A 14580-nucleotide genomic window follows, 5' to 3' on the forward strand; every position below is an offset into this window, starting at 1 on the left:
CCGGTCAGCGCCGGGCGGCCAGCAGGCGGTCGACGGAGTACGTGTTGTAGGTCCGGAAGGCCAGCACGCCGGCAAGCAGGCTCGCGTGCACGAGCTGATCGCCGATCACGTTGAAGTGCTCGATGGACGTCGCGCCCAGGACCAACACGATCATCACCGCGCCGGCGACGAGGGCGGCCGCGCGCGTCAGCGCGCCGGCCAACAGCAGCAGACCGGTGCTGAGCTCGGCGAAGGGGAGTGCGTAGCTGCACCCCGACACCAGGGCGGTCGGTAGCATCGAGGTCTTGAACTCGGCCACCAGCTGGGCGTGAAAGGTTCCGAGCTTGGGCATCCGGACCTGACCGTGCCCCAAGAGGCTGGGCCCCGATGGTCAATCGGATCAGCAGATAGCCGATGCGGCGGTCGGTTCGTCCGGTCGCCGCCGGTGTAGCACACATGGTTCGGTCCTTCCCCCGTGTCGCGATATACGAAACCTACTGTGCCGCAAAACCTCCGGGCCGCGGGTCGGCCATGGCCGATCCAGGGGATGCCCAGTCGGCGGAGACCTTGCGATGCTTGATCAGCCAGCTGCCGCCGTTGGGCACCAGGGTGTCGCGATAGCGTCCGAAATGGTCGAGGCCCGATGTGGGTGACCACCGTGAAATAGCACGAGACCTGCGCCTGGTCCGGTGCAACGGCCTCGAACAGCAGGCCTCGAACAGCAGGCCTCGAACAGCAGGTTGGTGACGTTGTGCCGGACGACCGGTTTGACGTCCACGGCATCGGCGAGGTTGGCCGTCACTCCGCCGAGAAAGGTGACGATCTCGGATCTGCCGCCCAGCGGGGCCGATCCGCGGTTCTCAGAACACCGTCGACGCAGAATGTTTCGGCAAGCCCGTCAACCCGTCCGGCGTCGCCGGACCAGTTGTACCGTGCCAGTGTGTCGCGGATCTGCTCCCGGGCGAGAAGTTCCCACAGCTCCATCGCCGTGACTCTAGTCGGGCGCGCGGTGAGTTACTTGACGATGCGGGGCCGGAAGCCCTGTCTTGATACCGGCGTGATGCCGCTGAGGTCGAACACGGCGATCAGTGCCCGCAAAAGGTCCGGGGACCATTCGTCCCACGGTTCGGCCTCGACCCGATCCAGCAGCTCGCTGCGCAGACGTTCGACGTCCACCGGCTGCTGCTGGTCGGTCATGGCCGCATGCTTTCCAAGGAGTGGTTAAGGTCGGTTGTAGTGAACGCTAGGGCCACGGCGGCGCGGTTGCCTAGCCAACTTGTCAAATTCAAATGTGCCGGGTCCCCGCCGCCTTCGGGAATGAATCGGCACTCCGGCGGCGTAGCACAACGCATGAAGCTCAACGACGCCGCACGAGATCTCATCGGCACGGGTGCGGATGCCACGCTGGTCACCATCAATCCCGACGGCAGCCCCCAGGTCAGCGTCGTATGGCTCGCCTTGCGGTCGACGCCCGACGGGGACGAACTCGTCAGCGCCCACCTCTCCGAGCACAAGAAGGTCCGCAACGTCCGCACCGATCCGCGCGTCGCCGTGACCATCCTGTCGCTCGATGCGGCCGGCAAGGGCATCCGGCCCTACCTCTCGATCACCGGGACCGCCCGGATCACCGCGGGCGGCGCCCCGGAGCTGCTCACGGAACTCAACCCCATCCTCGGGGACCCGAACCTGAAGTTCCCGCCGGACGACGCACCGCCGGGATATCTCACCCACATCCGCATCGACAAGGTCGGAGGCGTCGGGCCGTGGGCCGGGTGACCACGAGGTTTTGACACTTCCGCTACCGGCGGTAGCGCAATACAGTGAGTGGATGGCACCCGGCGAAGACGGCACGCACCTACGCACATGCCCACTGTGTGAAGCCATGTGCGGCTTGGAGATTCAGGTCGAGGGCGGTCAGGTTGCCGGCATTCGCGGCAACCGCGCCGACGTGTGGAGCCGCGGACACCTGTGCCCCAAGGGTGTCTCGCTGGGCGCCGTGCACCACGACCCCGACCGCATTCGCCGGCCGATGATCAAGGTCGACGGGAACTGGCAGGAAGCCAGCTGGGACGCGGCATTTCGCCGGTGCACTGAATTGCTGACCCCGGTCATCGAGAAGTACGGCATCGGCGCGGTCACCGCCTACACCGGCAACCCGCTGGCGCACTCGTTCTCCCTGGCTCGTTATGCCGGTGTGCTGATGGGGATGTCCGGGATGCCGGTCACGTACTCGCCGGGCACGGTGGACCAGTGGCCGAAGAACCTGTCCTCGCATCTGATGTACGGCCTGTGGTGGAACTTCCCGGTGCCCGACATCGAGCGCACCGACCTGATCGTCATCATGGGCGCCAACCCTGCGGCCTCGCAAGGCTCGCTGCTGGCCGCGCCTGACGTGATGGGCCTGCTCGCCAGGATTCGCCAACGCGGCAAGGTGATTGTGATCGACCCCGTGCGCACCCAGACCGCCGCGCAGGCCGACGAGTGGCTGCCCATCGTGCCGGGCACCGACGCGGCGCTGCTGCTGGCCGTCGCCCACACCCTCTTCGAGGAGAACCTGGTCAACGCCGGGCCACATGTCAACGGGATCGACACGATGCGCCGGGTCGCCGCGGACTGGCCACCGGAGCGGGTCAGCGCCGTCACCGGCATCGACGAAGACCGCATTCGCCGGCTCGCCCGCGAACTGGCCGGCACGCAGAGATCGGTGGTGTACGGGCGAATCGGGTTGTGCAATCAAGAGTTTGGCAGTCTGGCCAGCTGGCTGGTAGACGTGATCAACATCTTGACCGGGCATTTCGACACCCCGGGTGGCGCCATGTTCCCCAAACCCGCGGCCTGGTCGATCACCACCCAGCCGCTGCCCGGGTTGGAGGGCGGGCTGGCGGAATTCGGTCGCTGGCACACCCGGGTCCGCGGCGCCAAAGAGGTTCTCGGACAGGCTCCGGTCTCCTGCTTGACCGAGGAGATCGCCACCCCCGGCGACGGGCAGCTCAAGGCGCTGATCACCGTCGCAGGTAACCCGGTGTTGTCCACGCCGGGCGGGGACAAGCTCGACGAGGTGCTCCCGATGCTGGAAGCGATGATCTCGGTCGACCTGTGGCTCAACGAAACCACGCGGCACGCCGACGTGATCCTGCCCGGGCTGTCGCCGCTCGAGCAGCCGCACCATGACGACCTGATCCTGCTGTTTGCGATTCACAGCATCGCGAATTACTCCGCTCCGGTGTTCGACCCGGGCGAGCGCCCGCACGAATGGGAGATCCTGATCCGGCTGACCGGCCTGTGCACCGGCACGCCGGCCGAGGACGTCGACGTCGCGGCCATCGACGATGGCTTTTTCGACTACCTCGCGTTCACCCGGGGAGTCGACGGGGCCGAGATCCGCAAACTCTACGAGCGGGGCGGCCCGGAGCGGATGCTCGACCTGACGCTGCGGACGGGACCCTTCGGGGACCAGTACGGCCAGAACCCCGGCGGCCTCACGCTCGACCTGCTCAAGGCCAACCCGAACGGCATCGACTTCGGGCCGATGGTGCCGCAGCTACCCGACATCCTGGACACGCCCGACAAGAAGATCCGCCTGGCGCCGCAATACCTGCTCGACGACCTGCCCCGGCTGGCCGCCCGCCTGCAACGCCCCGCCGAGCCGCTGGTGCTGGTGAGCCGGCGACACCTGCGCTCGAACAACACGTGGCTGCACAACGTGCCCGCCCTGATGAAGGGCAAGGATCGCTGCACCCTGCTCATTCACCCCGACGACGCGGCGCGGTGCGGGATCTCCGACGACGACGTCGTCACGGTGAAATCCGAGGCCGGCGAAATCAAGGTGCCCGTCGAAATCACCGACGCGATCAAACCCGGCGTGGTGTCGATGCCACATGGCTGGGGACACGGCCGGCCGGGCACCCGGCTGTCGGTGGCCAACGGCTCGCCCGGGGTCAACACCAATGCGCTGTCCCTGCCGATGTTTGTCGACGAGCCGTCCGGAAACGGTGCCCTCAACGGGATCCCGGTGACCGTCATCGGCGACCAGACCCGCTTCCCGGCCGCGACACCCGCTGGTGTGCAATAACTTTCGTGCATGATTGTTCGATTGCTCAGCGGGCAGTGAAGTTGGTTTCAACCACCGGTTCGCGGGCGATTGTGGCGCGACGAAAGTTCGGCGCCGACTGTGTTTTAGTTCACCTTGGCCGCGCCCCTGAACCATCACGCCGAGTCAGTCGTGGCCATGGACATGACTGTAACAACCTTTTCGGGGTCCGCGACCCAGAATGCACACGCCAGCCGCGGCGCACCGCACATCGCCGGCAGCGCGGTGGCGTTCACAACCAACAGACACACCCAGGACGAGGTGGCAAGCGAACTCACGCAGTTCGCCGAGCCGGGGTTTCTGCGATTCGCCGAAACAGCCGGCGTCGAAAACCGTAGCTTGGCGCTGCCGCTGTCGCGCTATTCGAAGATGAGCGGTTTCACCGAAGCCAACGATGCCTACCTGCAGGTCGCTGTTGACCTGGGTGAGCGGGCCATCCGGAAAGCGCTCGCGGCGGCGAACATTCAACCGCAGGAGGTCGACACCATCGTAATGGTGTCGAGCACGGGAATCGCGGTGCCGACCGTCGACGCTCGGCTGATGTCGCGGGTGGGATTCCGCCCGGATATCAAGCGGGTCCCCCTGTTTGGCCTCGGTTGCGTGGCGGGTGCGGCCGGTCTGGCCCGTGTCTACGACTATCTGCACGGCTACCCGGGGGATGTCGCTGTGCTGCTGTCGGTAGAGCTGTGCTCGCTCACCCTTCAGCGGGACGACTTCTCGGTGCCCGCGCTCATTGGCGTGTCGCTGTTCGGCGACGGGGCGGCCGCGGTGGTTGTCACCGGGGCCCACCGGCCTCCGTCCCCGCCCCGCCGAGTCAAGGGCCCCCGCATCCTGGCGACACGCAGCCGGGTGATTCCCGAAACGGTCGACGTCATGGGCTGGAACGTCGGCTCTAGCGGGTTCCAGCTCGTCATGTCCCGGGACGTGCCGAAGATGGCCGACGACTACCTGCGGGCCGAGGTCGACAGCTTCCTGGCCGGCCACGGTTTGTCCGTCGCCGACATCGCGACGTGGGTCTGTCATCCCGGGGGCCCGAAGGTGCTGGACGCGATCGAGAACGCCATCGGGCTGCCACCCGAAGCGGTGATGCACAGCCGAGATTCCATGCGCGACAACGGCAACATCTCGTCCGCCTCGGTGCTCGATGTGTTGCGCCGGACCCTCGCCGAGCCGCTGGCCGACGGCGCCTTCGGCATAATGCTGGCGATGGGTCCCGGATTCAGCTTCGAGCTACTGCTGCTGCAGTGGTGAGGGGGCATGACGATGTATTACTACCTGTTCATCCTCGCAATCGGCGCTGAACGCCTCGTCGAGCTCGCGGTCGCTCAGCGTAACGCCGCTTGGTCGTTTGCCCACGGCGGCAAGGAGTTCGGCCGCGACCACTACCCGGCAATGGTGACTATGCACGCACTGCTGCTGGTTTCCTGCGTCGTCGAGGTCTGGTCGTTGCACCGGCCGTTCCTGCCTTGGCTGGGCTGGCCAATGGTGGTTCTCGTCGCGCTGAGCACCGTTGTCCGTTGGTCGTGCGTCGCCGTGCTTGGCCGACACTGGAATCCGCGCCTCATCGTGATCCCGGGTGCGGAACTGGTTCGGCGCGGGCCTTACCGCTGGTTGCATCACCCGAACTACACCGCGGTCGCGGTGGAGGTGGCCGCGCTCCCGCTGGTCCACTCGGCGTGGCTCACGGCCATCGCGTTCGGCATCGCTAACGCCTTGGTGCTCAACGTCAGGATTCGCGCTGAGAACGCGGCGCTGGGGTACGCCTGAGCCGGCAGATCACGGCGCGATGGGCCGGTTGGTCCATTCGCGGTCGGCCCGGCGTGTCGAGCGGAACCAACCGCCCGCCGCGCCGGTGCCGCCGTCGGTCGGGATCGTGTGACCGGTGACGAAGGCGGACAGATCGGATGCAAGGAACAAGATCACGCTCGCCTGGTCCTCGGGTAAGCCCATGCGCCCCAACGGAACCCACTGCGGCCACTGCTCCTGTTCCTCGGCAGACAGCCATTTCGAGTAAGGCACCTGCAGGGATTCGGTGACGTCGGGACCGATCCCGTTGACCCGCACGCCGTCGCGGCCCACCTGAACCGCGAGGCTGCGGGTGAAATGAATGACGGCCGCCTTGAACGCGGCGTAGACCGGATCTTCGGGGTAGCCGCGTAGGCCTTCGACGGACGAGACATTCACAATTGCGCCGCCGCGTTGGCCGACCATCGCGGGCAGGAATGCGTGGGTGACCAGGAAAACATGATGCAGATTGATGTGGTAGAGCTCATTCCACAATTGCGGGTCGGTGTCGACGAAATTGCCGGGGTGCCGCAGCCAATGGCCGACGTTGTTCACCAGCACGTCGACCCGGCCGAACCGATCCAGCACCACGCGCGCCAAGTCGGCGACCTGATCGGCCTCGCGGACATCGACGGGCACCGGCAGCCCCGCGCCGCCCGACGCCGCGATGTCGTCGGCCACCCGCTGTGCCAGGCCGCGGTCGATATCGGCGACGACCACCCGCGCGCCGTGCAGCGCGAAAAGCTTTGCCGTCGCGGCGCCGATGCCGCCGCCGCCACCGGTCACCACCGCGACCCGCCCGGCCAATAGCCGGCCGGCGTGCGTTGCCTGCTCCATGGCCAACATCTTCGAGCATCGGGGGCGATTCCGGCAGCACCCGCGCCGAAATCAGGCGCCGTGACCACCCACGTTTTTCGGCGATAAACCGCGAAAACCAATATTGGGCATGAACTTGCCTCGAGTTTTGTGCCGCCCCTGCAGGGTATTCGGGTGTTCCGGGACCAACACCGTTACTCAGAGAGATGGTATGCGGCGTATTCACCATCGACACAGTCCGCAATCCCTTGCGGTCTCGGTGGCCAGTCGACTGCTCGTGAAGAACGTCGTGCGCGCCTGGGCGCTGCAGCCGAATTTGAATTGGCCCTTCGCCATGTCGATGGCCTCGCGCGCTTGGTGCCCCGGTTCGGATCGCCGGCCGCGATCGAGCAGGTGCGGCTGGAACATTGTCGCGCGGAGTGGGTTCGTGCGCCCGGCACGTCGCCGACGCGCGCGATCCTCTACCTCCATGGCGGCGCATTCCTGACCTGCGGCATCAACACTCACCGCGCCTTGGCATGCCGCTTGTCGAAGGCAGCCGATGCCGGAGTGCTCGTCGTCGGATACCGAAAGTTGCCGTCGCATCAGATCATTGACGCGATAGACGACGGAATATCCGGGCTGCGCTGGTTGCTGCAACGCGGTTACGACGACCAGGTGGTCGTCGTCGGCGATTCGGCCGGCGGCTATCTGGCCTTCATGACCGCCCTCGCCGCCATCGGGTCGAAGGTCGCCTCGCCGGCCGGTATCGCCACCATCTCGCCTTTCACCGATGCCGACCCGTCCCGGAAACTCAAGCACCCGAACGCGCGCAAGTGCTCGATGTTTACCGCGGGGGCCCTGTCGATCTTCTCCCGATACCTTGACTGGCGGCCGACATTTTGCCCGAGGGCCGGCGGGCCCTACGCTACATCGGGGACTTCGTCAAAGGGCTGACCGCCAGACACGACATGGCCGCCGTCCGCCAGCCGGCTTAGCGTCGAGGCCCGAAACACCCTGCCCCGCAGCGCTACTGACGGAGTTCGTCGAATTCCGGATCGATCAGTACCGTCTCGCGTTGCTCCTGCCAGTCGGAAACGGTTGCCTCCAACGGCACGTCGGCCGCGTCGAGTCGCGGAATGACGTGTTCGGCACGATCGAACGCCGCATCGCCGGCCGCCCGGTGTTGCTCTACTGCATCGGCAATGGGCACGTCGTCAGGGAATTCGCCGTCGGTGTCAGCCATGGACGGCCGGTTACCCGCGACGCCGTCGTCAAAAACGGACTGGCGCAGCGCGCGTCGTCAGGCCCCGGTGGTCGCCAGTTTTTGACGAGCAGTCCCCCTAAAAGGGCGCCGATGCCGTTAGTGTTGGCCGAGTGAGCCGACCAGCCCCGCCCGTGCTGACAGTTCGTTACGAGGGCGCCGAGCGCACCTTCGCCGCAGGCAATGATGTGGTGATCGGTCGCGATCTGCGCGCCGACGTGCGGGTTGCGCATCCGTTGATCTCGCGGACTCACCTGGTGGTGCGTTTCGATCAAGGGCGCTGGATCGCGATCGACAACGGCAGCCTCAACGGCCTCTATGTCAGCAACCGCCGGGTGCCCGCCGTCGACATCCAGGACGGCCTGTGTATCAACATCGGCAATCCGGACGGCCCCGCGGTCACCTTCGAGGTGGGGCGTCATCAAGGTTCGGCGGGGCGGCCGCCGCTGACGACGTCGATCCCGATCTCCAACCCGATGACCGGGCCGAGCGCCCCACAGCATGCGCCGGGTTACGCACCAAGCGGCGCGCTGCGCCCCGACCAGGGTCAGCAGCCGATCTCGCGGCCGCAGCCGGCACCTCCGCATGCCGGAGCGCAGCCGGCCCACCCGTCGGGGCCGCTGCCGCGCCACCCGTCCGCGCCGGGGCCGAACCCACCGTCGGGTCCGATACCGCGCCCGCCGACCGGTGGCTTGCCGTCGGCACCGCCCACCGAGCGGCACCCGCCACCGCAGATCTACCGGGCCCAGCCCCCGCAGGCACCGCCGGCTCCGGCGGGGGAGCCGGAGACCAGCCGTGTGGGCGGGGACGCCGCGAACATCGCGACCTCGATGATGCGGATCCTGCGCCCGAGCAAAACCACCGTGGGGTCGATGCCGGGCGCGATCAAGATCGGCCGCGCCAACGACAACGACATCGTCATCCCCGAGGTACTGGCATCTCGACACCACGCGACGCTGGTTCCGGGACCCGACGGCACCGAGATCCACGACAACCGCAGCATCAACGGCACATTCGTCAACGGCTCGCGCGTCGACGTGGCGCTGCTGCACGACGGCGACGTCGTCACGATCGGCAACATCGACCTCGTTTTCGCGGGCGGCACGCTGGCCCGCCGGGACGAGTCGGCGACCGCCACCCGCACCGGCGGCCTCGACGTGCGCGGCGTCACTTGGACGATCGAAAACAACAAGACGCTGCTGGACGACATCTCGCTGGGCGCGCAGCCGGGGACGCTGACGGCCGTGATCGGCCCGTCGGGCGCCGGCAAGTCGACGTTCGCCCGGCTCGTCGCCGGCTACACGCATCCGACCACCGGCACGGTGGCGTTCGAGGGGCACAACGTGCACGCCGAGTACGCCTCATTGCGCAGCAGGATCGGGATGGTGCCGCAGGACGACGTGGTGCACGGTCAACTGACCGTGAGCCAGGCCCTGGGATACGCCGCCGAACTGCGGCTGCCGCCGGACACCACCAAGGACGACCGCGCCCAGGTGGTGGCCCGGGTGCTCGAGGAACTCGAGATGACCCAGCACCTCGAGACGCGGGTGGACAAGCTGTCGGGCGGGCAGCGCAAACGGGCGTCGGTGGCGTTGGAGCTGCTCACCGGGCCGTCGCTGCTGATCCTCGACGAGCCGACGTCCGGATTGGACCCCGCGCTGGACCGCCAGGTCATGACGATGCTGCGGCAACTCGCCGACGCCGGCCGCGTGGTGCTCGTGGTCACCCACTCGCTGACGTACCTCGATGTCTGCGATCAGGTCCTGCTGCTGGCCCCGGGCGGCAAGACTGCCTTCTGCGGGCCGCCCAGCGGAATCGGCGCGGCAATGGGGACCACGAACTGGGCCGACATCTTCAGCACGGTCGCGGGCGACCCCGATGGGTCCAAGGCCCGCTATCTGGCCCGTACGGGGCCGCCTCCGCCGCCACCCCCGGCGGAGAAACCCGCCGAGCTGGGCGATCCGTCGCACACCAGCCTGCTGCGGCAGTTCTCCACGATCGCCCGGCGGCAGATCCGCTTGATCGTCTCCGACCGCGGCTACTTCGCTTTCCTCGCGCTGTTGCCGTTCATCATGGGGTCGTTGTCCATGTCGGTGCCCGGAGATGTCGGGTTCGGCGTCCCCAATCCCATGGGGGACGCGCCCACCGAGCCGGGGCAGATCCTGGTGCTGCTCAACGTCGGCGCGGTCTTCATGGGGACCGCACTGACGATCCGGGATCTCATCGGCGAACGCGCGATCTTCCTGCGGGAACAAGCGGTAGGGCTGTCCACCAGCGCCTACCTGCTGGCGAAGGTCTGCGTCTACACCGTGTTCGCGGTCGTCCAGTCGGCGATCGTCACCATCATCGCGCTGATCGGCAAAGGCGGACCGACCCAGGGCGCCGCGGCGCTGGGCAAGCCGGGTCTGGAGCTGTTCGTCGATGTCGCCGCCACCACCGTCGCCTCGGCAATGCTCGGGCTGGCGCTGTCGGCCGTCGCCAAGTCCAATGACCAGATCATGCCGCTGCTCGTCGTGGCGGTGATGTCGCAGCTGGTGTTCTCCGGCGGCATGATCCCCGTGACCAACCGGATTGGGCTCGACCAGATGTCGTGGGTGACCCCGGCACGGTGGGGCTTCGCGGCATCGGCGTCGACCATCGACCTGATCAAATTGGAGCCCGGGCCGCAGGTCCCCAAGGACCGCCACTGGCATCACACGTCCGGCACGTGGCTGTTCGACATGGCGATGCTGATCGCGATCAGCATTTTCTACCTGGGCTTCGTGCGCTGGAAGATTCGCCTCAAGGGCGGCGGCTGACGCGCCGCGAGGGTCGGTGCTATGCGCCCTTGCGGATCGGCTGGTCGGCGGCGGCGTGCATGCGCGCGGACAGCTGGAGCAGGTCGTGCTCGCCCACCCCGTTGGGCAGGGTATACGCGAGCTGGCGCAGCTCGATGGCGCAGTTGCGCAGTTCCTGACGAAGGCGCATCTCAGGCGTGGGCATGACTTCTCCCTGGGGGCTGAAGCTGAGGCTGGTGTCGAGAACCAGTCGCTTCACCGATTTTCGCAGGGCAGACCCGTAACCGCGATGGGTCCGACGGGTTTTAACGGGAGTTTGACAGCGTTTTTACAGACACGGGCTCGGTGAGTTGCTTTCGGCGCGGGCGTGGCCTTACATCGGGGCATGGGGGCTGGGGACATCGACGCGGACATCGACGGCGGCACCGCCGACCTCGGCGACGTCGAAAGGGAACGCCGCTCGGCGACGTTGCGGGAGTTGATGACTGCGCGCCGCGAGGCCGGGGACCTGGCCGGCGCCCTGCCCGTCGCCGAGGAGTTGCTCGCCGAACACCGGCAACGGCTCGGGCCGCAGCACCCGGAGAGCCTGTCGCTGGCCGTCGCGATCGCCAACTGGCGTCAGCATCTGGGGGATGTGTCCCGCGCGGCCGACGATCTGGTCGCACTCATCCCGCAGCTGGATAGCGAGCTGGGGCCCGACCACCCCGACACGCTCACCGCCCGCCACATGCTGGCGAGCTACGCCGGCCCCGATACCGATCCGACCGCGGCGGTGCTGACCTGGTTTCGGCTGTTCACCGCCGAACAGCGGGTGTTCGGCGCCGAGCACCTGACGACGCTGGGCGCGCGCCACAATCTGGCGGTCTGGCGCCGGCAACTCGGCGACGTTATCGGCGCGACGGACGAGATGGCGCAGGTGTCGACGGTCCGGGCCCGACTGCTGGGCAACGAGCATCCCGACACCCTGGCCAGCTGGCGGGCATGGGTGACCTGGCGCGGTGAGGCCGGCGACACGGAAGCCGCCCACACCGGCGCCGTGACGCTGATTCCGTTGCTTAGCAAGGTCTTTGGCGACGACCACGAGCAGACGCTCGGTATGCGTCAACTGTGCGCGCTTTGGGCGCCCGCCTCGCCGAATCGGGACATCGAGGTGCTCGCGGACTGGGCGGTCCTGATCGACGACGAGATTCGCGCGCTGGGGGTCGACCATCCGCTGACCGTTGCCGGGCAGACGGTGTTGGCGGCTCGGCGCGCGGACTGGGCGGCCGACCTCGACGAGGGCGAGTGGGTCGACGCGGACCTATACCAACAGATGGAGCTCGACCAGCGCGGCGGCGAGCCGACCGAGGAGCTCGCGGCGCGGGCCAAGGAATACGCCAACAAGCATCGCGCGCAAATCGAGGCGCTGCTCGAGCACGTCATCTTGATGAAGAAGGAGATCGCCGAACGCGGCAGGGCATTCGGCCACGATTCGGAATCAGCGCTCAGCGCGCGCTATGAACTCGCCTACGCGCTATGGAACAGCGGCGAGTACACCGACGCGGCGCAGTGCACCCACCAGCTGCTCGACGACTGCATGAGCAGCCTCGGCGACGAGCACGCGCTGACGACCTCGGTGCGTCAGCTGCTGGGCGCCGGGCAGCGGTATGCCCGACTGCCCGACGAGCGCGATCCGGGGGACGTCGACGAACCGGACGCCGCCGTGTCCACGATCGAGACGATGGAGTGGTAAGAGCTGGCCACCCGCCTGAGGGCACGGGTGGTGTCCGATACCGATATCGAGCAGGCCGACGGTGCACTGTCCTACGCGTGGCCACTCGCCGACGGGCTCTTCGAGGTGCTGTGCCTCGATTACCCGGACGTGGTCCGGTTCGTGACCACCAGCCGGCTTGCCGGCCAGGACATCGACCGGATGCGCGAGACGGCGCGCCGCAACACCGCCGCCGAGCCGATCCAAGGCGTCGAGGCCGTCGAGGACGATGGGGGCGATGTGCAGTGGTTGTACGGCGCTTCGTCGTTTGTTGCGTCGAAGATCCTCGACCTGCAGGCGCTGGTAGGCCAGTACATCCCAGAGCCATCCCACGGTGTCGTCATCGGCGTACCGAATCGTAACCATCTGTTCCTGCACGCGGTCACGACCAGCAAGAGAATGCTCGCGGCGATCAACCTGATGTCCTCGGTGTGCCCCGCGTTTTGCAAGGAGTATCCGGGGCCGATCAACGGTAACCTCTACTACTGGAAAGACGGCGTGCTGCAGCGCATCTCGCGCGAGGCGCCCGAGACCGGGCAGGTCTACGTCGAATTCTCCGGGGCCATCGGCACCGCTTTGGCGGAGCTTCCCGACTAGCCGTCCGCTCGATCAGGGCAGCGCGGCAACGAACGTCGCGTTCGGCACCCCGGCCGCAAGCTCGTCGACATCGAACGGTCTGTCGAGACGGGCGCGCAGCGACCCGCGGTCGATCAGCAGGCTGATCTCGGCCGTCTGCCTGGCGAACAGCCGCCCGAAAAGCGGGTAGAGCGAACGCATTACTGCGCGCTCGGCACGAGTGCAGCGCGCCGCGCAGTAACCGACGTGGCCCAACTCGTCGGTGAGAATCTCGGAGTACAGCCGCTCGATCCGCGCGGCCACAGCGGGTTCGTCGGTGAACAACTCCACACCGACTCGGCGCAACTCGTCGAACATGATGCAGCCCGCCATTTCGGCGGCGCCCACGAACGGGAATCCGAAACGCTCGGGGAGGAACACCTCCATCTTGACGAACTGCCGCATGACGAACGGCGGAACAACTACGTGAAACGGCAGGCCGAACAGGTCGAGCACGTAGGCCAGCAGCCGGGTGTGATAGTGCTCCTCGAGCGCGAGATAGATCCGTTCCGGCGGCTGGTCGACGCCGCCGATGCGCCCGTAGGTGTCGCCCAGATCGACGCCGAAGCGCTCCGCCTGATTGAGCTTGGCGGTGGCCAACAGGAACAGCATCTCGCGGCTCAGTCCCGGTTCGGGTCGACGGCGCCGCAGATTACGCAGGAAAACAGTGCGGTCGATGGGACGCGCGGAGAGCAGCGGGTCGGCCGCCAGCGATTCGAAGAAATCCTCGCGGTTGGCCAGCCGGCGGTGCAGCAGATCGGCATCGCCGTCCCGTTGCGCTAGGTAGGTCCGGTAGCCGTCGATACCTGTGGCGGTCATGGTGACTCCATTCCTGCGACGATGGTCTGCACGTATCGGTTCAACAACGCAGAGCGTGCCCGGGACGCCGTGCCTGCGGTGGCCAGCAACGCGAATAGGCCGGTCATGAAGATGACCCCCAGCTCGCCGGGATCCGCGTCCGGCCGGATGCGCCGGGCGGCCTGGGCGTCGGCGATCGCGGCGATCACGAAGGCGGCCACCGGGTGCTCCCCGAGCTCGTCGGCCATGGGCCGCGCAGCCGAGAAGTGCAATCCCAGCATGTCCCGGAAAACCACGGGGCCCAAACGCCGTTCGGCCTCGAGCACCTCGTGCACCAGCCGCGTGAGCAACGCAAGCAGATCCGGCTGCTTGCTCGCCCGGGCCTCGAGCTTGGCCACGATCTTGACTTCCTCGTCCCGCTCCAACTCGACCAGGACATGCTCCTTGGTGGGGAAGTGGAAATAGAACGTCCCGCGCACCACGCCCGCCGCGGCGGCGATGGCCGCGACATCGGTGCCCGCCAGTCCGGACCTGCCGATCTCGGCGATCGCCGCATCGAACACCCGCCGCCGCGTCTGAAGCCGCTGCGCCTCCCGGGCGCTCGGCGGCGCCGCGGACAGCGTCGTAACGGGCACGCTGAGGACTTTAGCGAGCTGGCTGACGGTCGTCAATGACGACCGTCAGTGAAACTGACGGCCGCGCGAAACCGCTCTCCCGGTGAGCGGGC

The 14580-nt window shown here is 67.3% G+C and carries 14 protein-coding genes and 2 pseudogenes; 8 read left to right on the forward strand and 8 right to left on the reverse strand.

The window, feature by feature from the left end:
* Positions 1–4: 4 nt before the first annotated feature.
* From MSG_RS12215 to MSG_RS12225, 3 genes and pseudogenes are all read right to left on the reverse strand, one after another.
* Positions 5–331 carry a DoxX family membrane protein gene (locus MSG_RS12215; protein ID WP_142404562.1) on the reverse strand — a complete coding sequence of 109 codons (327 nt, stop codon included), beginning with the start codon at positions 329–331 and terminating at the stop codon, positions 5–7.
* A 142-nt stretch (positions 332–473) separates the two neighbouring features.
* Positions 474–963: pseudogene (locus MSG_RS12220) on the reverse strand (nuclear transport factor 2 family protein).
* Positions 964–993: 30 nt separating this feature from the next.
* A complete protein-coding gene (locus MSG_RS12225; RefSeq protein WP_096439936.1) occupies positions 994–1176 on the reverse strand; it encodes a hypothetical protein in 183 nt (60 codons plus the stop codon).
* 153 nt (positions 1177–1329) lie between these two features.
* Between MSG_RS12225 and MSG_RS12230 the strand changes: the two genes are divergently transcribed.
* From MSG_RS12230 to MSG_RS12245, 4 genes are all read left to right on the forward strand, one after another.
* On the forward strand, positions 1330–1755 hold the full coding sequence (locus MSG_RS12230) for a PPOX class F420-dependent oxidoreductase (protein ID WP_096439938.1): 426 nt from the start codon (positions 1330–1332) through the stop codon (positions 1753–1755).
* 52 nt (positions 1756–1807) lie between these two features.
* Positions 1808–4051, forward strand: a complete 2244-nt coding sequence (locus tag MSG_RS12235) for a molybdopterin-dependent oxidoreductase (protein WP_096439940.1) — start codon at positions 1808–1810, stop codon at positions 4049–4051.
* Between the two features lie 162 nt (positions 4052–4213).
* Positions 4214–5320 (forward strand): type III polyketide synthase, encoded by a 1107-nt coding sequence (locus tag MSG_RS12240; RefSeq protein ID WP_096444410.1) that lies wholly within the window; start codon positions 4214–4216, stop codon positions 5318–5320.
* Between the two features lie 12 nt (positions 5321–5332).
* Complete coding sequence (locus tag MSG_RS12245) at positions 5333–5836, forward strand: isoprenylcysteine carboxyl methyltransferase family protein (protein ID WP_096444412.1); 504 nt, start codon at positions 5333–5335, stop codon at positions 5834–5836.
* A 9-nt stretch (positions 5837–5845) separates the two neighbouring features.
* Here the strand turns inward: MSG_RS12245 and MSG_RS12250 are convergent, their stop codons facing one another.
* Entirely contained in the window at positions 5846–6691 is an 846-nt protein-coding gene (locus MSG_RS12250; RefSeq protein ID WP_096444414.1) for an SDR family NAD(P)-dependent oxidoreductase, read from the reverse strand.
* A gap of 190 nt (positions 6692–6881) precedes the next feature.
* Between MSG_RS12250 and MSG_RS12255 the strand changes: the two are divergent.
* Positions 6882–7647: pseudogene (locus MSG_RS12255) on the forward strand (alpha/beta hydrolase).
* Positions 7648–7679: 32 nt separating this feature from the next.
* Here the strand turns inward: MSG_RS12255 and MSG_RS12260 are convergent.
* Positions 7680–7895 carry a hypothetical protein gene (locus MSG_RS12260; protein ID WP_096439942.1) on the reverse strand — a complete coding sequence of 72 codons (216 nt, stop codon included), beginning with the start codon at positions 7893–7895 and terminating at the stop codon, positions 7680–7682.
* A gap of 131 nt (positions 7896–8026) precedes the next feature.
* On the opposite strand from MSG_RS12260, the gene MSG_RS12265 reads away from it, so the two are divergent.
* Positions 8027–10711 carry an ATP-binding cassette domain-containing protein gene (locus MSG_RS12265; protein ID WP_170063153.1) on the forward strand — a complete coding sequence of 895 codons (2685 nt, stop codon included), beginning with the start codon at positions 8027–8029 and terminating at the stop codon, positions 10709–10711.
* Positions 10712–10730: 19 nt separating this feature from the next.
* Here MSG_RS12265 and MSG_RS12270 read toward each other — a convergent pair whose 3' ends face one another.
* Entirely contained in the window at positions 10731–10949 is a 219-nt protein-coding gene (locus tag MSG_RS12270) for a hypothetical protein (protein ID WP_096439946.1), read from the reverse strand.
* A 126-nt stretch (positions 10950–11075) separates the two neighbouring features.
* On the opposite strand from MSG_RS12270, the gene MSG_RS12275 reads away from it, so the two are divergent.
* The gene (locus MSG_RS12275; RefSeq protein WP_096439948.1) at positions 11076–12422 is read left to right on the forward strand and encodes a tetratricopeptide repeat protein; all 1347 of its coding nucleotides are present in this window, start codon (positions 11076–11078) and stop codon (positions 12420–12422) included.
* Positions 12423–12452: 30 nt separating this feature from the next.
* Positions 12453–13037, forward strand: a complete 585-nt coding sequence (locus MSG_RS12280; protein ID WP_142404561.1) for a hypothetical protein — start codon at positions 12453–12455, stop codon at positions 13035–13037.
* 12 nt (positions 13038–13049) lie between these two features.
* On the opposite strand, the gene MSG_RS12285 is transcribed toward MSG_RS12280, so the two are convergent.
* Entirely contained in the window at positions 13050–13874 is an 825-nt protein-coding gene (locus tag MSG_RS12285) for a hypothetical protein (protein ID WP_096439952.1), read from the reverse strand.
* Positions 13871–14488 (reverse strand): TetR/AcrR family transcriptional regulator, encoded by a 618-nt coding sequence (locus MSG_RS12290; protein WP_096439954.1) that lies wholly within the window; start codon positions 14486–14488, stop codon positions 13871–13873. Before MSG_RS12290 ends, MSG_RS12285 begins: the two co-directional genes overlap by 4 nt.
* Positions 14489–14580 lie beyond the last annotated feature (92 nt).

Origin of the sequence: Mycobacterium shigaense (genome assembly GCF_002356315.1) — a bacterium.
GTDB classification, from domain to species: domain Bacteria; phylum Actinomycetota; class Actinomycetes; order Mycobacteriales; family Mycobacteriaceae; genus Mycobacterium; species Mycobacterium shigaense.